This is a genomic window from Halomonas sp. YLB-10, assembly GCF_003856855.1.
GTDB lineage: Bacteria > Pseudomonadota > Gammaproteobacteria > Pseudomonadales > Halomonadaceae > Halomonas > Halomonas litopenaei.
Genome location: NZ_RRCU01000001.1, coordinates 598,407 through 620,915, shown reverse-complemented (window position 1 = coordinate 620,915; position 22,509 = coordinate 598,407). Strand labels below are relative to the sequence as shown.

Here is a 22,509-nt window from a genome sequence, read left to right as displayed (position 1 = left end):
TTTTCTGGTTTCGAGAAACCGTCCCGAATCCGTCACGACCAAGCGAGTGAATCCCGATGCCTGTTGATAGCGCTGCCGAAGCCACCGACCTTCCCGCCCTGGAGCAGCCGTATCTGGATTTGATGCGCAAGGTGCTGGACGAAGGTATCGAGCGTGACGACCGCACCGGCGTGGGCACACGCTCGATCTTTGGTCATCAGATGCGCTTTGATCTGTCCCGTGGCTTTCCGCTGGTGACCACCAAGAAGCTGCATCTGCGTTCGATCATCCATGAGCTTCTGTGGTTTCTGAAGGGCGACACCAATATCGCCTACCTCAAGGAAAACGGCGTGCGTATCTGGGACGAATGGGCCGACGAGAACGGCGACCTCGGCCCTGTCTATGGCTACCAGTGGCGTAGCTGGCCTGATCCTCGCGGTGGCAGCGTCGATCAGATCGAGACACTGCTCGACCAGCTTGCCACCAACCCGCGCTCACGGCGGCTGATCGTGTCCGCCTGGAACCCGGCGCTGGTGGACGAGATGGCACTGCCTCCCTGTCACTGCCTGTTCCAGTTCTACGTGGCCGACGGCAAGCTGTCCTGCCAGCTCTATCAGCGCAGTGCCGACATCTTCCTTGGCGTTCCCTTCAATATCGCAAGCTACGCGCTGCTCACTCGGATGATCGCCCAGGTGGCGGGTCTTGCACCCGGTGATTTCGTTCACACCCTGGGGGATGCCCACCTTTATCTGAATCATCTCGAGCAGGCCGAGCTGCAGCTGAGTCGAACGCCCACCCGGGCGCCTCGCCTGGAGCTGGAGCCGTCGGTGGATAACCTGTTCGACTTCCGTTTCGAGCACATCAGCATCCACGATTATGAACCCCATCCCCATATCAAGGCCGAGGTAGCGGTATGAGCAGCGCCGACAATGCCCAGCACTCGAGCGAAGGCCAGGACCTGGCGAGGCTCGACACCTTCGTGCCGGTGGCGATGATCGCCGCCATGTCGCGTAACCGGGTCATCGGGGTCGACAACCAGCTGCCCTGGTACCTGCCGGAGGACCTCAAGTTCTTCAAGCGCATGACCCAGGCCAAGCCCCTGGTGATGGGACGCAAGACCTTCGAGTCCATCGGCCGTCCGCTGCCTAACCGGCTGAATATCGTGGTCACCCGTGACACCTCCTTTCATCACGACGGCGTCAGGGTCTGTCACGACCTGGCCAGCGCGATCGAACTGGCCGACCGTCAGGCCACCATCGAGGCCGCCGAAGAGATCATGGTCATGGGCGGGGCTCAGATCTACGCCCAGGCCATGCCGATCGCATCGCGGCTCTATCTCACCGAGGTGGATGTCGATATCGAAGGTGACGCCCACTTCCCGGCGCTTGAGGGCGACTGGCAGGAAGTCGCCAGCGAAGCCGGCTCGCCGAGCGAAGGCCAGCCCGCCTACCGCTTCGTTCGCTACGAGCGTTCAGCCGAGAGCTGAAGCGCCTATTGCGTGGTTGCGGATTTGCGGTAGTCGCCACGGGACGAAATTGGCGTCTTGCTGGTGACACAATGAGCGTCGCCGAGCGGCGACAATTGCGACATCGCAAGCCCTGGCACAGACTGTGGCGACAACCCTGACAACAGCGGGGCGTGACCGGAGTCACCCCTGCAACGCGGCATTTTGCTGAGCCTGGAGGAGTCGACGTGATCGAGACACACGCAGAACACCCGTTGGAGGCGCTCGAGCAACGCACGGCGACGCTATTGGACGGACTGCGTGAGGGGCGTCGGCGCGAGCGGCAGCTGTCCAGCGAGCACCAGCGTATGGCCGACGAGCGCCAGCGCTTGATGGAGGAGTGCGAACGGCTGGCGTCCGAACGAGAGCGGTTGAGCGCTGAGCTGAACGCCGAATTGACCGCCGCCCGAGAACGTCAGCGTGAGCTCGAGTCGCAACTTGGCAGCGCCGTCGAACGCAGCGGTCAGCTCGAGACGGAGCTTGAGGCACTGCGCGCCGAGCGCCAGGCGCTGTTTGAAGAAAACAGCGAACTGACCGAGGAAAATCGCGAACTCGATGAACAGAATCGTGAACTCGAGGCCCACAACGCCAGGCTGCGTGAGCGCGTCGAACATCCCGAAGCCGAGCCTCAGTCCCCCGCCTTTGTTCGTCCCAAGCGACGCGCCCAGGGCCTGGCTGCATTGATGCAGCATCGCCCGCGTCATGCCAGTGGTGATCAGTCAGCCGACGAGACAGACGATCGGACGACTGAACAAGCAGCCGACCAGGCGTCTGACCAGACAGCGGCTTCCACAGCCGGTGAGCAAGCCGAGCAAGCCGAGCAAGCCGAGCAAGCCGAGCAAGCCGACAAGACCTCCGCTGAGCACAGCGGTGAGCAAGCCCCTGTCCAGGCCGCTGACCAAGCCCCCGAGCAAACTCCTGACCAGGATGCTGGGCGAGTGGGCGGGCCTGCCGGCGAAGTCGCTCCGGCAACTATGGCGAGCGAGGCGTCCCCGGAACCGTCCACTGACGCGACGGTGTCATCCGACGCCTCTCGGTCGAAGCCAAGCCAACAAAGCCAAGGGGCGCCTTCCAGGAACGCTGACCTCCAGGGTGATACATCCGAAGCGACGGCCTCCGACGAGGCTGGCCGCCAGGGGGATCTGGCCATCGACAAGGCGCCGTCTCCCCAGGCGCTGTTGGGTGAGTGGTACCAGCGCTATGACAAGACCTTCTTCAAGGGCCACACCCGTCCCTTGAAGGTGGGCATCCACGAGGACCTGGCGGCCAGCGAGCCCTGGCCCGAGAAGCTGGTGCGGCGGGCCCTGGCCTGCTACGTCAACCTGCCGCGGTATCTCAAGTCGGTCAGGGAAGGCGCCGAGCGTATCGACCTCCAGGGCGCGCTGGTCGGGGCGGTCGATGCCCAGGCCGCCGAACACGCCAAGCGCAAGCTGGACCGCCTGCAGGCGGAGCAGCAAGGGCGCGGCAAGGTGTCGCAGCGGCGCAGCGGCCAGGGCCGGCGGCGCGCTGGCGCTGGCAAGGGCAAACAACCCCAGGGGGCATCAAATGCCGACCCGCAGCCCCATCGGGAAGTCGAGAGTGAACAGAGCAGCCGCACGGCGATGTCACAGGGGCGTCCCCCGCATCTCCACCAGCCGCAGAACGAGTCCAGGCACCAGCCTCATGGCCACGACAGCGAGGAATCGCGTCTGCAGCGCAAACTCGACGCCCTGATGGCCCGCCACAATAGTAGTCACTGACCGCGCTCCTTGGGTGTGGTCGTTGTCTGGGCGCTTTATGCATGGTCCTCATATGCGGTCATCAATTGTGCGGTCCTTATGGGCCGCCGCCGCCGTTGACGACTGTCGACAGTGTTCAACCCAGCTGACTTGAAAGCGTCACATCAGCGGGGCATGATGTAGTCGCTATGCCCGGCGCAGCATTCTATGCAGAATCGGTACGAGGTTAGCGAACAATGTTCGTTAAGTCGGTTTTCCGGTTCCAGCGCTGGCGGCGCCTTCGCAGGGATCGGTGTCGAATCGAGGGGCAGCGGGAACGAAAACAGTGTTTTTTTCTTGTTGCGCTCCTGAGAATCCCGGTATATGGTTGCCCTTGCGAGCATTGGACTATAACAAGGCTTCGCCGCTGTCAGGCTCGCTGCCTCGGTTCCCTGCCAGGAACCACAAGGCCAGAAAAACGAGCCGGCAATGACCGGCAAGCCAAGGCTGCCAAGCGCAGCAACGATCGAAACAGCAAGCTAGTCAAAAGGAACTCAGCAATGAAAAAGACACTGTTAGCGACTGCCATCGCCGGTGCTGCCGCCTTTACCGCTGCAGGCGCCCAGGCTGCCACCGTCTACAACCAGGACGGCACCAAACTCGACATCTACGGCAACGTCCAGATTGTCTACGCCGGGGTGAAGGACGAAGACGGTCACTCCCGTGACGAGATTGCCGACAACGGTTCTACCTTCGGCTTCGCCGCTGAGCACGTCATCTACAACGGTCTGATCGGCTACGCCAAGATCGAAATCGACGACTTCAAGGCCGACGAAATGAAGGTTGCTGGTCGTGATGCAGGCGACACCGCCTACATCGGCCTGAAGGGCAACTTCGGTGACGCGCGCATCGGTTCCTATGACTCCCTGCTGGACGACTGGATCCAGGATCCGATCTCCAACAACGAATACTTCGACGTCTCCGACTCCAACACCTTCAAGGGTGCTCCGGGTGAAGACGCCGATGACGCCAGCGTTGTTGCCGGCGATCCCGAAGGCGACAAGATCACCTACACCTCTCCGGTCTGGGGCGGCTTCCAGTTCGCTCTGGGTACCCAGTACAAGGGTGACGCCGAGAACGAAAACCTGACCGACGGTGGCGAAGCCTCCATCTTCGGTGGTCTGAAGTACACCATCGGCGGCTTCTCTGTCGCCGGTGTCTACGACGACCTGGGCATCTACGACATCGAAGACCAGTCTGTCAGCTACCTGTCCACTGACGTGGCTGCTGACGGCACCGTCACCACCACTCAGAACAACGTCACCATCGATGACGAAGATCTGGGTGATCAGTACGGTGTCACCATGCAGTACCAGTGGGACAGCCTGCGCGTCGCCGTCAAGTACGAGCGCTTCGAGTCTGACAACGACTTCCTGAAGGACGCTGACTACTACGCCATCGGTGCCCGTTACGGCTACCTGAACGGCATGGGTGACATCTACGGTTCCTACCAGTACATCGACCTCGGCGGCAGCGGCTTCAGCGACTTCGACAGCGCCAACGATGACGAGAACGACGACGACAACTTCAACGAAGTGGTTGCCGGTGTGACCTACAACATCTCCGACGCCATGTACACCTACGTGGAAGGCGCCGTGCGTGACCGTGACAACGACCAGGGTGACGGCTACGCCGTGGGTCTGACCTACCTGTTCTAATCCGACAGGTTTGACCCCCTAGCGTTGGAACGCTATAAACGAAAGCCGATCCTCCGGGATCGGCTTTTTTTCTGCTCTCAATCGGCAAGCATGTGAGGATCCATGAAAGACGTCACCCTACCCGCGGCGCTGCTGGCGCTTGGTGTTGCCCTTGCAGGTACCACCGTACAGGCTTCTGACAGTGCCATGACCGAGCGCTTCCGTGAGGAGAACCGCCAGCTCGATCTGACCGGCTTCTTCAAGCCGGAGAGTGACGCCCGCAGCCAGAGCTTCATGTTCGGGTCCCCCCATGCCCATGACTTCGAGGTAGAGGAAGAAGGGGTCTATCGTTTCGAGAGCCGTGTCAGCGCAGGCTATGAAGACAGCTACCAGATCGATGCGGTGCTGATGGACGATGCCGGCAACGTTATCGCTCGGGGCGAGGGCTACGGCCAGGACGGCGGTCTCCAGTTGGAGAGTCGCCTGACGCCTGGCATGTACGAGCTGCAGGTCAAGGGCACCCGCTTTGGCCGACGCGGCCGCGCCGGCGACGGCTACAGCATCGCCGTGGTGGGTCTCGATGATCGCGGTAATCGTATCGAGGTGGATGATGGCACGGGTCTGCAGTTCGTGGGCTCGGATCGTGACGGAAGCCAGAGCGCCTTTGTTACCAGTCGTGACGCAGTGGTCACCCTGGGTAGTCAATCCGGTGCCTCCGGGGCCGCCGCGACTCAGTCTGCCGCAGCCCAGTCCTCCAGCGCAGCAGCGACTTCTGCGTCTGCCTCCTCCGCAGCGGCAGCAGGCGAAGTGGCCTCAAGCGCAGGTGCCTCGGCGGCCACCACGGCGTCCACGGCCGGGGTGGCGGGTTCCTCCTCGGCGGCCGGTGCCACAGCAGGTGCAGCCGCCGGCGCAGGCGCGGCAGCCAGCGTCAGCGGTAGTGCAGCGCGCAGCGATAACCCGGATGAGCGTCAGGTGCAGAGCGTCAAGACCGACGTCAAGATTCGCGCTCGTGGTGAGGTACTGAGCTTCAACGTGGCCGAGCCGAGCAGCGTGCGTATCACCACCTCGACCTTCCCGCCGGGCGACGAAGACACCTATCGCCTGACCATGGAGGTGGCCGATTCCTCCGGGCGTATCGTCGCCGAGGGCGAAGGCCAGGGCTTCAACGGCAACGTCGATCTGACCACCCAGCTGGACCCGGGCATGTACCATATCCGGGTCGCCGGTCAGAAGTTCGGCAACGCCCAGGACGGCCCCAACAACTACGAGCTCAAGGTCGTGCTCGACAACTGATATCGCGAGCGACGTATCGTCGCGAGTGGTGACAACAGGACGGGCCCTTCGGGGCCCGTTTTTTGTGCAAGACGTTGGTCTCTGGCCGGTGGGGTCGCCCGACAAGCCGAACGATGCCACCACGGTGGACACAAAAAAATACCCCCGCCTTTAGGCGGGGGCATGGGGACGTGCTGTGACGGGATTGGTCAGCGGGTGGCACTTCTCGCCTGGTGGCAAGATGGGTCAGTCACCGATTCTGGCGATGGCCTCACGCACACCGGCAGCGTACTCCGGGTGGCACTTCTCGAAGTGGCCGAGCTGACGCTCCTTGATAAAGTCCGGGACACCCTGCATATGCCGGGCGATATTGCCGAACAGTCGCTCCCGCTGCTCCGGGCTCATCAATTCGAACAGGGCGCGAGGCTGTGCGTAGTCGTCATTGCCTTCGCGGTGGTCGTAGCGCCAGGCGTCGCCTTCCAGCGGCAGCGGCGGTTCCACTACGCTCGGGTCCTCGGTCGGTCCATCGAAGGAGTTGGGCTCGTAGTAGGCGTCGCCGTTTTGCTCTCCGTTGGCGAAGAAGCGCATCGGGCCGTCCTTGTGGTAGTGGTGGACCGGACACTTCGGCTGGTTGACCGGCAGCGCCTCGTAGTGGGTGCCGAGGCGGTAGCGGTGGGCGTCGGCGTAAGAGAACACCCGTGCCTGCAGCATCTTGTCCGGCGAGAAGCCGATGCCCGGCACCTTGTTGGACGGTGAGAAGGCAGCCTGCTCGATCTCGGCAAAGTAGTTGTCGGCGTTGCGGTTGAGCTCGAAGTAGCCGACCTCGATCAGCGGGTAGTCGCCATGGGGCCACACCTTGGTCAGGTCGAAGGGATTGAACGGCGCCTGCCTGGCCTGTTCCTCGGTCATCACCTGGATAAAGAAGTTCCAGCGCGGGTAGTCGCCGTTTTCCAGGGCGTTGTAGAGGTCTTCCTGGGTGGTCTCGCGGCTCTTGCCCACCACCTGTTCGGCCTCGGCATCGGTAAAGTGCTTGTGACCCTGGGCGGTGCGGAAGTGGAACTTGCACCATACCCGCTGGTTGTCGGCGTTGATCAATGAATAGGTGTGGGAGCCGTAGCCATTGATGTGACGAACGTCGGTGGGCAGGCCGCGGTCCGACATCAGCATGGTCACCTGATGCAGTGACTCCGGTGACAGCGACCAGAAGTCCCAGGCCGCGGTGGCCGAGCGCATGTTGGTGCGCGGGTGGCGCTTCTGGGTATGGATGAAGTCCGGGAACTTGGACGGATCACGGATAAAGAACACCGGCGTATTGTTGCCGACCACATCCCAGTTGCCTTCCTCGGTGTAGAACTTCAGGGCGAAGCCGCGCACGTCACGCTCGGCGTCCGCCGCACCCTGTTCGCCGGCCACGGTGGAGAAGCGGGCCAGCATCGGCGTCTGGCTACCCGGGGTGAAGACCTTGGCCTTGGAGTAGCGGGTGATGTCCTGGGTGATGGTCAGGGTGCCGTGGGCGCCCCAGCCCTTGGCGTGGACGGTGCGCTCGGGGATGCGCTCGCGGTTCTGGTGAGCGAGTTTCTCGAGAAGCTGGTAGTCCTCGAGCAGCAGAGGTCCACGGGGGCCCGCACTCAGGCTGTTCTGGTTGTCACCGATGGGGGCACCGGCGCTGGTGGTCATTGTCTTGCGGGTCATGTGGCGTCTCCTGCTCTTGGTCTGGTCCGATATAAGGTATAGACCGCTGTCGACGAAGAACAATCGAACCTTTCTATTTCGTTTATAGGAAATGGATGTTTAGCGTTACTATTTATGCTATTCACGATGCATGTAACGTATTTCGCACCACCGCCACCGGCGGTTCGACCCTGAAGGAAAGCCTTCGTGCCCAAGCTGTGCAGATTTGTCGCTTCGCTCTCGCTGCAACTGAGAATGATGACTGGCCTGGCGATGACCTGGGTTGTCGTGGTGACGATCCTGCTGGCGTGGGGCTGGTACACCGGCAAGGACCTGGTGCGTGAGGTGAACTTTTCTCACCTGCGTTACGAGACGCATCTAATCGCCGATGAGGTGACCGAAGAGATCGAGACACGCCTGGCGATGCTTGAGCGGGTGGCGTCCAGGCACCCGAGTGGCGCGTTGCTCGACCCCGGCGGTGGGGTGTTGAAGGAAAACAGCGTATTGCTCGAGCTGTTCGACGGCCTGGTGGTATTCGACGGCGACGGCAGGGTGGTCACCGATTGGCCGGTGACACCGGGGCGCGAAGGGCTCGATATCAGCGATCGCGAGTACTTCAGTTTTTTGCGCGAGGTCGGGCGGCCCTACGTCAGTGACCCCATCTATGGGCGTATTACCGGGCTTCCGCTGGTGCTGTTACTGGTGCCGCTGAAGGGCGACGATGGTCGCTTCATGGGGGCTTTGGGAGGCGTGGTCGAAGTTCACTCGGGCGGTATCTTCCGACGCTTGAGCCGGGTCCGGCTGGGTAACGAAGGCTACGCAGCCGTGTTCAGCGCCTCAGGGCAGGTGCTCTATCACCCTGACCGCCAGCGCGTGATGGGGACGCTGGGAGACCTCTCCCACAACCCGGCCCTGGACCTGGCCCTCGATGGCTGGGAGGGCGAGCGTTTTGGACCTACGGTAAATGGCGAAATGACCTTTCAGGCATACCGGCAGGTGTGGCCGGCGGACTGGATCGTCGGCGTGTTCTTGCCGGAAGGCCAGGTATTGGCGCCCTTGTGGGGCTTGCTGAAACGCCTCAGCTGGGTCGGGGTGGGTATCGCGCTATTGCTGCTGCCACTTCTTGGCTGGATGGTGTGGCTGCTGCTGCGGCCGCTTTACCAGTTGCAGTCGCAGATCGCCCAGGTAGGCAAGGGGCTGCGTGGTCGCGTCGTGCTGGGTACCGAGATGAAGGAATTGACCCAGGTGGCCGAGGCTTTCAATGCCGTGGAGGTCGAGCGAGAACGGGCGCTGAATGATTTGCGCGGACGTCAGGCGTTCCTCGACAGCGTGCTGGCGTCCTCGCCGGTGGGCATGTTCGTGACCGACACCCAGGGTCGCATCACCTACATGAATGACGCCCTGGCCCAGTTGACCGGTCGTACCATGAAAGGGCAGGACCGCTATGGTTGGGTCCAGGCGATCCATGCCGAGGATCGCGATGCGGCGATCGAGCTGTGGCGCTACAGCATGGCCTCAGGGAAGGACTTTCTGCGTCAATACCGCTACTGGCGGGCCGATGGCGAGCTTCTATGGCTGGAGGTTCACGCCAGCCAGGTCGCCATCGATACCGAGGTGATTGGCTTCGTCGGTACCGTCAAGGACATCACCGCCCGTCGTCAGCAGGAGGCAATACGTCAGTGGGAGGCCGAACACGATCCCCTTACCGGCCTCTTGAACCGACGAGGCTTCGAGCGTCGCCTCGAAGAGGCCATGGCGGACTGGCGCAAGATGGCCAAGCCCTCCGTTCTGATGCTGTTCGACCTGGATCGGTTCAAGCCGATCAACGATGAGGGTGGCCACCCGCTCGGTGACGAGATGCTGCGTCGCATCGCTCGGGAAGTCGGCCGCTGTGTTCGTAGCAGCGATCACGTGGCTCGCCCGGGCGGCGATGAATTCGCGGTGCTGCTGCCAAGTTGTACGCTGGCCCAGGCGCAACGTATCGGCGAAGACATCCTGACAGCGATCAATGACACCTGTGTGGTCCACGAGGGGCGTGAATACCATGTCACCACGAGCCTCGGCATCACCGAGTTTCGTGAAGGCGATGCCGATATTCACACTCCCATCGAACGTGCTGATGCGGCCAGCTATGCGGCCAAGCGCCAGGGGCGCAATCGCCTGGTGGTGGACGAGAGCGAGGCGTAAGGCCGGCCGCACCGACGACACCACCGACGTCCCCACCGCCAACTTTCAGTCTGTCGCATCAGCGCCTGGGCGTCGTCGGTCGACGACCGATGACCCCCAGGCACTTTTTCATCCAGGCCGAAGGGGGCAGGGCATCTTCAGGGATGCTATTGATTGCCGCGTAGCTGGCGCTCCAGCTGTCCCAGCCGTGGGTCGTCCGGGCGCAGTCGGCGCAACTCGGCCAGGGCCGACAGCGCCTGGGGGATGCGCCCGCTGGTGGCGTTGACGTAGACCAGGGCGTAGAGCAGGTCGGGATCACCGGGTGCCTGCCGGCGTCCCTGCTCGAGCGCCGCCAGGGCCTCGTCCTTGCGTCCCAGGCGGTCCAGCATCAGTCCGCGGTTGTAGTGGGTGCGGGCGTGGTCCGGGCGCCATTCGGCGGCCTTCTCGAGCCAGGACAGGGCCTCTTCCATCCCACCCTCCTCCTGCATCCCTCCATCCTCTGCCAGCGACAGCGCCAGCAGGTAGGCCAGGTGGCCTCGATCCGGCGCGGGCATGCCATCGAGGGCGATGCCGTCCTTCAGCAGTGCTCGGGCGTCCTGTTGGCGGCCTTCGGCGCTGAGCTGGGTGACCAGGTTGGCGCGGGCCGGCAGGAAGTAGGGGTCCATCGCCAGCGCCGCACGATACTGTCGCTCGGCTTCGTCCTCGCGTCCGGTGCGCGCCAGCAGTACCGCCAGGTTGAGGCGGTTGCCGGGCAGGTCGGCGTTCTGCTCCAGGCGCCGCTCGTAGTCGCGACGTGCCTCCAGAAAGGCTGCACGACGCTCTTGTGGCATGACCATCAACGAGGTGCCGGCCAGCGCCTTGACCGCCTCGTCGCGGACCGCCAGGCGTTCGTCATCGATCAGTGGAAGCAGCAGCTCGACCCTGGCGCCTTCGGGGGCCTGGGCGAATACTGGCGCTGCGGCGGCGCGGACCAGTGGGGACTCGTCCTTTAACGCCTGCTCAAGCGTCGGCAGGGCGTCGCCGGCAAAGGGGGTGAGCTCGTCCACCGCGGTGGCGCGCACGATGTCCGGAGTATCGTCATCCTCGATCAGCGCCTTCAGATAGTCCGGCGCTTCAGGGCGGCCCAGGCGGGCCGACTGAAGCGCCACACCGTAGTGGGAACGACTGGCGCTGCGGCTGTCGTCACCGAACCACTCACGAATCTGCGCCGCGGCGTCGGCGGGCGACAGGTCCTGGTGGCAGCCGGTGCAGGCGTCGGGGCTACCGGTGGCCTCGGCGAGATCCGGGCGGGGCACCCGGAAGCTGTGGTCGCGACGCGGGTCCACCACCATGTAGGTGGTCTCGGGCATATGGCAGCTCACGCACTGGGCGCCTTCGCTGCCGGGGGTATGGTGATGGTGCTCGGGACTGTCGTAGTTGTTGCGCTGCATGGTCGGGAAACGCGGCGGAGGCGCCGGGTTGTGGCACTGCAGGCACAGGCCGTTGCCCTCGATCTTTACCTCGCTGGTATGCGGGTCATGACAGTCCACGCAGCCGACACCCTGCTGGTACATGCGGCTCTGGGTGAACGAGCCATAGACGTAGACCTCGCCCTGTATCTGGCCGTCGGCGTGGTACATGCCCTCGCCCAACAGGCTCGGCAGGGCGGCATCGGTCAGCGGAGCACCATGCACCGGGCCCGCGCCCAGCATCTGGCGACGACTGTGGCAGCGAGCGCACTGCTCGACCAGCTCGGGGGCATCCATTTCGGCGAGATCCAGGGCAAGGCCCATATCGCCGCTTGAGGCGGGAGAGGATTCGGGAGCGTCTTCGTCGGCCTGCCACCGGGCCGCCCAGTCCAGGTGATCCTGGGCGGGGCCGTGGCAACTCTGGCAGCCGACACTCTGCTCGTGCCAGGTGGTGGCGAAGCTGTCGCTTTCAAGATCGTAGTGCTTCTCGAGGTTGGTCGAGTGGCAGTCGGCGCACATGGCGTTCCAGTTCTGGTAGCGCCCGCGCCAGTGCAGGGGGTCATCGGGGGTAAACGCCTGGCCCGGGTAGAGCGAGAACCAGCGCTGTCCACCTTCGTCGGCGGGGCGCGAGTCCCAGGCGATGGTCAAACTCTGCAGTCGTCCCCCTGGCTGCTCCACCAGATACTGCTGCAGCGGGCGTACGCCGAAGGTGTGGCGGATCTCGAAGGTCTCGGCGGGGTCCTGTGGGCCTTCCAGGGTCGCCAGGAAGGTATCGCCTCGGCGGTGAAAGCGTGCCTTGACCTCGCCATCCTCGAAGCTGGCTTCGTCGAAGTCGCCCAGTACGTTGTCGGGGGTGGCGTCGCGCAGCGCCCAGGCGTGGTCGGAATCCTGCCATGCCTGGGTCTCGGCCTCGTGACAGGAGGCGCAGCTTCCTTCGGGGGCGTAGCCCTTGGCTTCGGTGGCCGTCGTCGGGGGCGTTCCCTGAGGCGTCTGGGCAATGCTCTCCGGTGCGGCCAGCAACCCCGCCATCAGGGCCATGGCAAGCGCTGGTGCCGATACCATCGAAAGCGCTGGTGCCAGCGTCGACCAAAGCGCTGGTGCGGGCCCTGTGGACTCGACGCTCGGAAGGAGCGTCGCAAGTCGAGCACGCAGGCATCGAAGAAAGGATAAACGGCCAGGTTCACGCATTACGTCGGGTCACTTGTGCAGTCGGGTTCAACGCCGTCAGGCGGTCGTGGGCAAGCTGTCGGTTTGCAGGGCGCGATGATGCAAGCTCTCGTGCACTTGGTAGGGCCTGTGCCAGGCGTTGCCAGAGGGATTCTTTATTGTCTATGCCATCGCCGCCGCCATCCCCATCGCCGCCGCCATCGCCACCAGTATCGCGAAAACCTGCCGCTGGCTTGGCGATCTCGCGGTCGGGACCGAGGCAGGCGCGACACAGGGCGTCGAGTTGGTTGGCAAAGCGGGCGCGCGCCTCGCTATTGCTGTCCAGATGGGGTTCCAGGGCCTCCCAGTGTCGGCGCACCGCGACCAGGTCGCGGGCATCGAGGGATCGCTTCAGGCGATGAAGCCCGGCCACGCCGCTGGCCTCGCGACGCTGGCGCTGTTGTTGCTGGTGATATTGCCAATCCGCACGCACCTTGGCACCGATGGCAAGGCGCCGCCACAGCCAGGCGGTGAGCGACACCAGCAGCACCAGTCCCAGCAGCCAGGGCAAGACGCCGAGAACGAGGCGCGACCAGTCCTCTGCGCTGCGAGCGGCGCGGGGTGCCGAGACGCTGACCTCGAGTGGCGCAAGCCCTGCCTGCTCCAGGCTGTCGCTCTCGGGATCGTACCAGCGCAGCGAGACTCCGGGCAGAGAACTCTTGCCACCGGTTTCTGCCACATAGGTCACGCGGTCGGTACGGGTGCCGCCATCGCTGGACTCTTCAAGGCGTGGTGTCTCGGGATAGACCCCGAGCGGGGCCATCGCTGTCTCGTCGCCTGCCTCCTTGGCCGGTGCAGACAGCAGGTCGGGCAGCAGCAGAGCGCTGCCGCCGCTCAGTCGCGCGGTGACCGTGCGGGTGACGCTGTCGCCGGCCTCGAGCTCGATGGGGCCGCTGTCACCGTCGGCACCGTCTTGCTCCGGTGACTGTCGGTCGTCGCCCGCGTTTTCGGTGTCGTCAGCATCACCATCGTCTCCTTTCTGGCCCTGCGCCTGCTCACCGTTCTTGCCATTCTCTCCGTTCTTGCCGTTCTCTCCGTGCTTGCCCGCTCGCACGATCTCGAGCGTCTGGGTCAGCTCGATGTCGCGGGCCGACAGATAGGGCTCGAGTCCCTCGGCGGCTTCGGGCAGCCGGGCCGTCAGGGTCACGGGTGGCAGGGTGAGACGTTGCTGGGTCGGGGAGTTGTCCTCGGGAGAGGCATAGGTGACCTCGAGGCTGCCGCTGCCCAGTTCGAAGCGTCCGGCGGACAGTGGCGTCAGGCGATAGCGGCGCGAGACACCGGACCAGGTCTTTCCATCGACGCGCTGGCTGGTCGGGGTGGTGGCGCGATCGCCCAGGGTCACCCTGAGCCCCGGCTGGTCCAGGCTCGGAAAGGTCACCGGCTCAGGCATCCAGGTGGGTACCAGCACCTGGACACGCAGCTCGGCGCTGTCGCCGGGCGCCAGCTCCTGCGGCTCGAGCTCGACCGTGAGCCGGACCGGGGACGAGCTGGTATCCGCCGCTGTCGCTGCGGCCGAGCAAAGCGTCGACGTCAGCGCCAGCGACGACAGCAGCAACGACAGCAGCATGAGCCCCGCCAGACGCGGCGCACTCTTGCCAGGGCGCGAGGCGCGGCTGACTCGACGTGGGTTCATGGCGCCGTCTCCCTGTCGTTGTCGCTATCACTATCAGAGCTAGCGGGAGCCTGCGCCTCGATGGCGAAGCGCTGGCGCAGGAAGTCGCTGGTATCGGTGTCCAGGGTCTCGATCCACTGCTCGGCGGTGATCTGCTGGCCAGGTTCCTCCACCGGCTGTTCGGTGTCCTCACCCCGGGCCTCTTCATTGTCGAATACCACGTCGTCGGCGCCGATGCCGAGCTCCTCGCCGGTATCGGACTGCTCACGGGTGTCCTCGACGTAAGCGAGAATCTCCCTGGCCAGTTCCAGGTTGCGTTGACCTTCGGGATAGTCGGGGTCGCGCGCGAGCACCGTCTCGAAGGCGTCGATGGCGGGGCGGTACTGACGATTCTTGATCAGCGCCAGCCCCTGGGTGAAGGCGGCATCGGCGCTGTCGAGCCGGTCGAGCACCTCGACCGCCGCCTGGTACTGGCCATCGCGGTAGAGCGCATAGCCGAGCCAGGCCGGATCCTCGAAGTGGCGGGCCGCACGGCCGTAGTCGTTGCGTTCGGCCCACCATCGGCCCTGCTGATCCGGCGTCAGAAAGGCGTCCGCGAGGCCCTGGGTCAGCCTTCCCGCCAGGCTGGTGTCGAGGGTCTCGGTGGCCCGGGACGCCTCCTGGGCCAGGGCCGGCGTGACGGGCCCGGCCCACAGCACCGGCAGCAGCGCCAGGCCGGACAGGCCGAGCTGCCAGCCGCGGCGAAAGCCCAGTAGAGCGAGCAGTGCCGCCGGCCAGGCCAGCCATACGCCGCGATCCTCCCAGGCCAGGCGGTCGTCATCGCGTAGCGCCTGCTGGTAGGTGGCGGCCAGACGGCGGGTGATCTCGTCCACGTCGGCGTCGTCAACGCTCAGCCCCACGCGGGTCGCGCCTGCCACCGACGCCGTGCTTGTCCCGGAGCTTCCGGGAGCGTTCATGTCCAGCACCAGCAGGGTGTCATCCTCGCCGAGACCGGCCGTGACGGAACCCTGGGCGGTGACGCCGTCGCTCACCAGCAGTACCGCGCCGGGAAGCCCTGCGTTGTCGCGTCGAGCCCCGTCGAGCACGCTGGCGGCAAGCGCCAGCGCTTGCCCGGCGGCGTCGCCCTCTTCCGGCATGACGTCGCTGGAAAGCCCCTCGAGGTAGGGCGTGACCAGCGCCGGGTCGTCGGTCAGCGGCACCACCTGGTGGGCACTGCCGGCGTAGGCGATCAAGGCGGTACGGGCGCCGTCGCGACGCTCGAGCAGGGTCTGGATCTTGTGCTTGGCGCGCTCCATGCGGCTTGGTGGCACGTCGCTCTGGTCCATGCTGGCGCTGACCTCCAGCACCACCACCAGCGGGGCGCTCTGGGCGATCAGCGGGTTGGGCATGCGCGTCCAGGCGGGACCGGCAACGCCCAGGATCAGCAGGATGGCCAGCAGCGCCAGGGTGTCCAGCGGCCGCAGTCGGCGGCGGTCGTGCCCATCGGCACGCAGGGCAGATGCCAGGTGGGGGGCAAAATGGTCACCGCCGATGTCCGCCGAGGGGATCCGTCGGCGCCACCACCACAGCACCACCACCAGCGGCAGCAGCAGGCACCATAGTGGACGCAGCAGGTGCAGCGCGGAGAGACCGTCGAGCCACTCGCTCATGGCGTGCCCTCCTGCGTGTTGTCACCGCGGCTGGTATCAGGGTGTTCGGCGACGTCTGTCCGGGCATCTGCCTTCCCGCCAGAGGGAGCGCCAGCCGTTCGCGAGCGGACCAACTGCCGGCGATCGAGCGCCAGGGTCAGCAGCACCAGCGCCGCCGCCAGAGCGAGCGGCCAGTGACTCAGCGAGCGGTGCTCGCGATAGCTGTGGGTGGCGACCTCACGCGGTGCCAGTTCATCGATCCGCGCGTAGATGGCGGCAAGTGCCTGCTGGTCGGTGGCGGTGAAGAAGGCGCCGTCGGTGGTCTCGGCGATGGCCTCGAGGGTTTCGCTATCGACGCGGTTTTCGCCGCTGCCCTGAGGATCACCCATGGCGATGGTGATCACCCGCACGTCGCGCTCGGCGGCGATGGAGGCGGCGTTGATGGGGCTCATGCGGCTGCCGGTGTCGGCGCCGTCGGACAGCAGGATCAACAGCCGCTGTTCCACGTCGCTTGCCTCGAACTGGCGGATGGCCAGACCCATGGCGTCACCCAGCGCGGTATGCGGGCCGGCCATGCCGACCTCGGTCTGGTCGAGCAGCGTGGTCAGCGTCTTGAGGTCCTCGGTCAGCGGCGCCTGGACGTAGGCCCGCGAGCCAAACACGATCAGCGCCAGACGCTCGCCCTCGCGATCGGCGACGAAGTCGGCGATGACCTCCTTGACCGCCGCCAGGCGCTGGCGGGGCTCACCCTCGGCATCGATCAGGTCGGACTCATCCATGCTGCCGGAGATGTCCACCGCCAGGATCAGGTCGCGGGCGGCGCTCTGCCAGACGATGGGTTCGCTGAGTTTCTCCGGACGGGCCAGGGCCACCACGATCAGTCCCCACACCAGCGGCTGTGTCAGCCGAGCCAGCGGCGAGCGCTGGCGGCCGCGCGGAACCGAGACACCGGCGGCCTCCACCAGTCGCTGAAAGAACGGCAGGCGCAGCGCTGCCAGCCGTTGGCGGTGGGCTGGCAGCAGCCAGTAGGCCAGTAACGGCAGCGGCAGCAGGGCCAGCGCCCAGGGCGTCGCCAGTTCGATCATGACGCCGACTCCTGGGGAATATCGCGACGGTGGTGGCGGATCCAGCGTCGGCTCAGTGCCACGAGTTCCGCCGATGGGGGATTGGTGCCGTCTGTCGGGGTGGCCCGGTAGGGCGCCGTGGACAGCTCCTGGCCCAGCGGGCCGTCGAAATGCGGGGTGCGTCTGTCGCCCAGGCTTGCATCGAGAAAGCGCCACCAGCGCTGGCCGGTCAGGCCGGCGACACGCTCTCGCGGATAGGCAGAGAGGGCGGTCCGCCTGAGGATCTCCGCCAGGGCGATCGCTCCTTCGTCATCCAGGCGCTGGTCGAGCTCGATCAGGGCGGCGCGGCGATAGGCATCGGCACGCCAGCGCAGATACCGACGGATGCCCCATAGCGCCAGTAGCGCCACTATCACGACGGCCAGCAGCGACCAGCCCCAGGTCTGGGGTATCCAGGGGATCGCAGGGGGAACCGGTGCCTCGGACAGCTGATCGATCAGGTCGGGCAACATCACGATATCGTCGTTGCTCGCAGCGGTACTCATCGCGGCCCCCCTGTCGCCGGGTCATCGCCAGCGTCTGAACCAGCAGCACCCTCGGACGGCAGCCCCAGTAAGGTACGCAGCTGGGGCAGGGTGGGGGAGCCCGCGGACAGCGACGCCAGGCCTACGCCAAGCTGTCGTGACCAGCGCTCAAGCTGCTGGCGGCGCTCCCTGGCCACGCTTTCCAACGCCCGGCGCTGATCGGCGTCGGAGGTATCAAAGCGGGCGTGGCGTTGACCGTCGGTGGCCACGCAGGCGAGGTCGTCAGGCAAGCGCTCGGACAAGGGGTCGCTGACCGCCACCAGCATCAGGTCATTGTGGCGGCGGATGGCGCCGAGCAGTGCTTCGGTGCGCGGGCCCGGAACGTCGAAATCGCTGAGCAGGATGATCAGGTGGTCACGGCTGGCCAGGCGTGCCACCGACGTCAGTACCTGATCCAGCGAGGTCGGCGCGGGTGCCTTGCGCTGTGGATGCAAGGCCTGGTTGGCCTGGGCCAGGGCGCTCAGGTAGCGCATCAGCTGGGCCCGGGAGCGACGCGGTCGGAACTCTTCGACGGCCTCGTCGCTGACCACGATGCCGCCCACCCGGTCGCCCTGCTCCAGCACAGCGAAGCCCAGCAGCGCGGCGGCTTCGGCGGCGGTGACCGACTTCATGGCGTGGCGGCTGCCGAAGAACATCGACATGCGCTGGTCGACCACCAACAGGGCGGGGCGATCGCGCTCTTCGGTGAACACCCGTACATGGGGAGTGCCGGTGCGCGCGGTGACCCGCCAGTCGATGTTGCGCACGTCGTCCGATGGCTGATAATCGCGTAATTCAAGGAAGTCCAGGCCGCGCCCCCGGAGGTGCGAGCCATGGCGGCCATTGAGCACGCTGCGAGCCGGCTGGCGCGGCAGCAGTCGCAGGCGGCGGCCCTGGGGTTCCAGCGCCGTCAGCTGGGCCAGGTCCAGGTGCACGCGCGGATCCAGCGTGGTTCGCTCCGTGGAGCCGGGCACCGTCCGGGAAGCCGGGTGTCTGGCGAATGGCAGGCGCATCGATACCTCTTGTCCAGGGATCCGTCCCTTGCCGGGGCGAGGCTCAAGCCGTGGCGAAGTCTGGCGGCTAGAAGGCGTGTACGGACCGGGTTTGCACGAGACCAGGCCTCAGGGGAGCGCCACGCAGCCAAGCAGGGTGGCGACCGCGTCGTCGGCGCTGAAGCCCTGGCCCTGGGCCTCGAAGCTCAGCCCGATGCGGTGGCGCAGCACCTCCGGTGCCACCTGCTGGACGTCCACCGGATCCACGTAGTCGCGGCCTTCGAGCCAGGCGTGGGCGCGGGCGCAACGGTCGAGCGCCAGCGAGGCGCGCGGGCTGGCGCCGAGTTCGATGTAGCGGGCCAGGTCGTCGCTGAAGTCCGCCGGGTGACGGGTGGCGTCCACCAGCGTGGCCATGTACTGCTCCATCGGCTCGGCCACGTGCAGGGCGGCGATCTCGCGGCGGGCGGCGAAGATCGCCTCCTGGGCCAGGGCCACGGGGACCTGAGCAGGAGCGTCGCCGGCGGCCGGGCTTGCCTCGCGATTGTTGGCCTGTTCTTCCTGACGCACCAGGCGAATCACCTGGACCTCTTCCTCGCGGCTGGGGTAGTCGACCCGCACATGCATCATGAAGCGGTCCATCTGCGCCTCGGGCAGCGGGTAGGTGCCTTCCTGCTCGATCGGGTTCTGGGTAGCCAGCACCATGAACAGCGCCGGCATCTTGTGGGTCGTGCCGCCCACCGTGACCTGGCGCTCCTCCATGGCCTCGAGCAGGGCCGACTGCACCTTGGCCGGGGCGCGGTTGATCTCGTCGGCCAGCACCAGATTGGCGAACAGCGGGCCCGGGTGAAAGCGGAATACGGCGCCTTCCTCGCCCTGATGGTAGACCTCGCTGCCGGTCACGTCGGAAGGCAGCAGGTCGGGCGTGAACTGGATACGACTGAAGTCGGCCTCCAGGTGGCGCGCCATGGCCTTGACCGCGCGGGTCTTGGCCAGTCCCGGCAGGCCTTCGATCAGCAGGTTGCCGCCGGCCAGCAGGCCGATCACCAGCCGCCGAATGACGTCGCGCTGGCCGATGATCGACTCGCCGATGGCGGCCTCGAGTCCCTTGATGTCGTCGTTGAGGCTCATGGTTTCTCCGGGTAAAGGCGTTGCCAGTCGCGGGCCATGTCGATCAACTGCCAGTCGCGCGCTTCAGCCTGTTCCAGGCCATCGGCCAGGCGTCCGATATGGCTGTCGCTGTCGTAGGCGACCTCGCGCTCGCCATCGGTGTGGTGAACCAGCACGCCAAGGCGCGGGCCTTCGCCCTCGGTGGTCCAGATCAGCATCGGCACGTCGCCGTCTGAGTTGCCCACGGCGAGAATAGGGCGCTGGCCCAGATGGCGGTTGATCGATATCACCTTGCCGGGGCCGTCATCGAGCCAGATGTCGCCGCCGCGCTTGTAGAGCTGCGGATCGTCCTCGAGATCGACCAGTTCCATCTCGCCGGTACTGCCGATGATGTTCTGGGGCGGCACGCCATAGACGTCGCTGGCGAAGACGCGCATGAACTCGAGCCCGCCACCGGAGACGATGTAGGTCGAGAAGCCGTGGTCGCGCAGATAGCCGAGCAGTTCGAGCATCGGCTGGTAGACCATGTCGGTGTAGAAGCGGCCGGTCGCGGGGTGGGTGGCGTTGGCCAGCCAGTCGCTCACGTCCTGCTGGAAGTCACTCAGCGACAGGTCCTGGTGGGACAGCGACAGCAGCGCCTGGATGCCTTCCTCGCCTGCCTCCAGCAGGGTGTCGATGTCACCTTCGGCGGCGGCCTTCTTGAGCGGCGTGTCGAGCGCCTCGGGGTCGGCCTCGCTGGCGCGGTCCAGGGCGTAGAGCAACTGGGTGTAGGCGGGCTGTTCACTCCACAGGGTGCCATCGTTGTCGAACACCGCGATGCGTCGCTCCTGTGGCACGAAGTCTTCGCTGTCCGGATCGCTGGTGGTCTCGACAAAGTCGACGATGGTGCTCTTGCTGTGACCGGCATTCCAGGAAGGCAGCGGGTCGGCCAGTGCCATCGCAGGAAGCAGAGACAACAGTACCGCGGGCAGCAGCGTTGCCAGTGACTGTCGTTGGAGGATGCTCGGATTAGGGGGATTCATGCACTCGGTTCCTTGAGAGAATGGAAGGGGCTCTTCGACCCGTCTTTTTTCACCGACGAGCCGCCCCCGGGGGAGCGGCTCGTGGCGTTCAAGCCGGCGTCAGTGAACGCTGGCGGGTTGTTCCAGGGCTTCCATTACCTGATCCAGACTGAAACTTGCTGCCTTCATGCGTGGCGGAAACTCCTTGAAGGTCTCCAGGAAGTTTGCCACATAGGACTGGGCGGGCAGGGCCAGGAAGGAGTGATCCAGCAACCAGTCATAGTAGGTGTTGGAGGTCAGCTGAGCACGCTCGTAGGGATCGCGGCGAAGGTTGAACATCAAGGGGACACGCAGCGGGGTGAAGGGGTTCGCCCACACTTCGAAGGTACCCTCGATGCGCTGCTCCATGAACACCAGCTTCCAGTCATCGTAGCGCAGCGCGGTCAGGTCACCGTCATCGGAGAAGTAGAACACCTCATGACGGGGGCCTTCCTCACTTTCCCCGGTGAGCAGGGGCAGGAAGTTGTAGCCGTCCAGATGTACGTTGTACTCGCGACCGATGGCCTGAACGCCACCCTCCAGCAGGTCCTGCTTGATGGAATCGTTGCCGACGGCGGCCATGAAGGTCGGCATCCAGTCCATGTGGTGCATGACCTCGTTGGAGATGGAGCCTTCCTCGATCTGACCTGGCCAGCGGACCATGGCGGGTACCCGCCAGCCGCCTTCCCAGTTGGTGTTCTTTTCACCGCGGAATGGCGTCATACCAGCGTCGGGCCAGGTATTCATGTGCGGCCCGTTGTCGGTGGAGTAGAACACGATGGTGTTGTCGGCGATGCCCAGCTCGTCAAGCTTGTCGAGGAACTGGCCGACGTGCATGTCGTGCTCGACCATACCATCGGCGTATTCGTTCTGACCGGAGATACCGCGCAGCTCGTCCTTGACGTGGGTACGGAAGTGCATGCGGGTGGCGTTCCACCAGACAAACCAGGGGGTGCCCTCGGCGGTCTTGCGCTCGATGAAGTCCAGCGCCGCGGCGGAGGATTCCTCGTCGATGGTCTCCATTCGCTGGCTTGTCAGCGGTCCGGTGTCCTCGATCTGCCCGTCGGCGCTGGACTTGATTACCCCACGGGGGCCGAAGGCCTCGCGGAAGGTACGCCCGTCCGGCATTTCCATATCGGCAGGGTAGTCCGGGTGCTCGGGTTCTTCCTCGGCGTTGAGGTGATAGAGGTTACCGAAGAATTCGTCGAAACCGTGATTGGTCGGCAGGTGTTCGTCGCGATCGCCCAGGTGGTTCTTGCCGAACTGGCCGGTGGCGTAGCCTTCGGCCTTGAGCAGGGCGGCGATGGTCGGGTCCTTCTCGCTGATGCCCTGAGCGGCGCCCGGCAGGCCGACCTTGGATAGCCCTGTGCGAAACACGCTCTGGCCGGTGATGAAGGACGAGCGGCCGGCGGTGCAGGACTGTTCACCATAGTAGTCGGTGAACATCATGCCTTCGTCGGCGATGCGGTCAATATTGGGGGTCTGGTAGCCCACCAGACCGTGGGTGAAGGCCGAAATATTGGACTGCCCGATATCGTCGCCCCACAGCACCAGGATGTTGGGTTTGGACGAGTTTCCGTTGTCCTGCTGCTGGGAGTCATTCTCCTGGGCAAGCACCGACGTGGACATCGTCATGATAAGGCTGGCCGCTAGATAACCGCTCCAGCGTTGCGCTCTGTTGCGATAAGGACTGAATGCGAACACCGTCTGTCTCCCTGACCCGGTCACGTACCACGATGACCAGTGATTTGACGCGATGAGAGGCTCCGAGGGAGCCCGATCGCTCGAGTATAGGAGGAGTTGTTGACGATTCAGTGCAACAGAAGAGGTAAGGAGGGGGAGGATAATCAGGGTAAGGAGAGA

16 protein-coding genes are annotated in these 22,509 nt (G+C 65.1%); 6 read left to right on the top strand and 10 right to left on the bottom strand.

The genetic code is table 11. From position 1 onward, the window contains the following. The first annotated feature begins 56 nt into the window (after window positions 1-56). The 5 genes from EBB56_RS02480 (at window position 57) to EBB56_RS02460 (ending at window position 6,170) form a co-directional block, all read left to right on the top strand. Window positions 57-896, top strand: a complete 840-nt coding sequence (locus tag EBB56_RS02480) for a thymidylate synthase (protein ID WP_045994149.1) — start codon at window positions 57-59, stop codon at window positions 894-896. Then, the gene (locus EBB56_RS02475) at window positions 893-1,465 is read left to right on the top strand and encodes a dihydrofolate reductase (protein WP_045994150.1); all 573 of its coding nucleotides are present in this window, start codon (window positions 893-895) and stop codon (window positions 1,463-1,465) included. Before EBB56_RS02480 ends, EBB56_RS02475 begins: the two co-directional genes overlap by 4 nt. Window positions 1,466-1,671: 206 nt before the next feature. Next, window positions 1,672-3,222: a ProQ/FINO family protein gene (locus EBB56_RS22100; protein ID WP_260425267.1), complete on the top strand. Its 1,551-nt coding sequence runs from the start codon at window positions 1,672-1,674 to the stop codon at window positions 3,220-3,222. A gap of 518 nt (window positions 3,223-3,740) precedes the next feature. Next, a complete protein-coding gene (locus tag EBB56_RS02465) occupies window positions 3,741-4,898 on the top strand; it encodes a porin (RefSeq protein ID WP_045994152.1) in 1,158 nt (385 codons plus the stop codon). A gap of 102 nt (window positions 4,899-5,000) precedes the next feature. After that, window positions 5,001-6,170 (top strand): hypothetical protein, encoded by a 1,170-nt coding sequence (locus EBB56_RS02460; protein ID WP_045994153.1) that lies wholly within the window; start codon window positions 5,001-5,003, stop codon window positions 6,168-6,170. A gap of 225 nt (window positions 6,171-6,395) precedes the next feature. Here EBB56_RS02460 and EBB56_RS02455 read toward each other — a convergent pair whose 3' ends face one another. Beyond that, entirely contained in the window at window positions 6,396-7,841 is a 1,446-nt protein-coding gene (locus EBB56_RS02455; protein ID WP_045994154.1) for a catalase, read from the bottom strand. 186 nt (window positions 7,842-8,027) lie between these two features. Here EBB56_RS02455 and EBB56_RS02450 point away from each other — a divergent pair, with 186 nt between their 5' ends. After that, entirely contained in the window at window positions 8,028-10,007 is a 1,980-nt protein-coding gene (locus EBB56_RS02450) for a diguanylate cyclase domain-containing protein (RefSeq protein ID WP_311767521.1), read from the top strand. 146 nt (window positions 10,008-10,153) lie between these two features. On the opposite strand, the gene EBB56_RS02445 is transcribed toward EBB56_RS02450, so the two are convergent. From EBB56_RS02445 to EBB56_RS02405, 9 genes are all read right to left on the bottom strand, one after another. After that, entirely contained in the window at window positions 10,154-12,496 is a 2,343-nt protein-coding gene (locus EBB56_RS02445) for a tetratricopeptide repeat protein (protein WP_185696365.1), read from the bottom strand. Window positions 12,497-12,614: 118 nt separating this feature from the next. After that, a complete protein-coding gene (locus EBB56_RS02440; protein WP_124802652.1) occupies window positions 12,615-14,273 on the bottom strand; it encodes a BatD family protein in 1,659 nt (552 codons plus the stop codon). After that, complete coding sequence (locus tag EBB56_RS02435; RefSeq protein ID WP_124802650.1) at window positions 14,270-15,901, bottom strand: VWA domain-containing protein; 1,632 nt, start codon at window positions 15,899-15,901, stop codon at window positions 14,270-14,272. Before EBB56_RS02435 ends, EBB56_RS02440 begins: the two co-directional genes overlap by 4 nt. Continuing rightward, the gene (locus EBB56_RS02430) at window positions 15,898-16,965 is read right to left on the bottom strand and encodes a VWA domain-containing protein (RefSeq protein WP_124802648.1); all 1,068 of its coding nucleotides are present in this window, start codon (window positions 16,963-16,965) and stop codon (window positions 15,898-15,900) included. The genes EBB56_RS02435 and EBB56_RS02430 overlap by 4 nt, the downstream gene beginning before the upstream one ends. Then, a complete protein-coding gene (locus EBB56_RS02425; protein ID WP_108131416.1) occupies window positions 16,962-17,489 on the bottom strand; it encodes a DUF4381 domain-containing protein in 528 nt (175 codons plus the stop codon). The genes EBB56_RS02430 and EBB56_RS02425 overlap by 4 nt, the downstream gene beginning before the upstream one ends. Continuing rightward, entirely contained in the window at window positions 17,486-18,520 is a 1,035-nt protein-coding gene (locus EBB56_RS02420; protein ID WP_108131417.1) for a DUF58 domain-containing protein, read from the bottom strand. Before EBB56_RS02420 ends, EBB56_RS02425 begins: the two co-directional genes overlap by 4 nt. A gap of 108 nt (window positions 18,521-18,628) precedes the next feature. After that, window positions 18,629-19,627 carry a MoxR family ATPase gene (locus tag EBB56_RS02415; RefSeq protein WP_108131418.1) on the bottom strand — a complete coding sequence of 333 codons (999 nt, stop codon included), beginning with the start codon at window positions 19,625-19,627 and terminating at the stop codon, window positions 18,629-18,631. Next, a complete protein-coding gene (locus EBB56_RS02410; RefSeq protein WP_108131419.1) occupies window positions 19,624-20,628 on the bottom strand; it encodes an HAD family phosphatase in 1,005 nt (334 codons plus the stop codon). The genes EBB56_RS02415 and EBB56_RS02410 overlap by 4 nt, the downstream gene beginning before the upstream one ends. A 99-nt stretch (window positions 20,629-20,727) precedes the next feature. After that, complete coding sequence (locus EBB56_RS02405) at window positions 20,728-22,281, bottom strand: arylsulfatase (protein WP_108131420.1); 1,554 nt, start codon at window positions 22,279-22,281, stop codon at window positions 20,728-20,730. Window positions 22,282-22,509 lie beyond the last annotated feature (228 nt).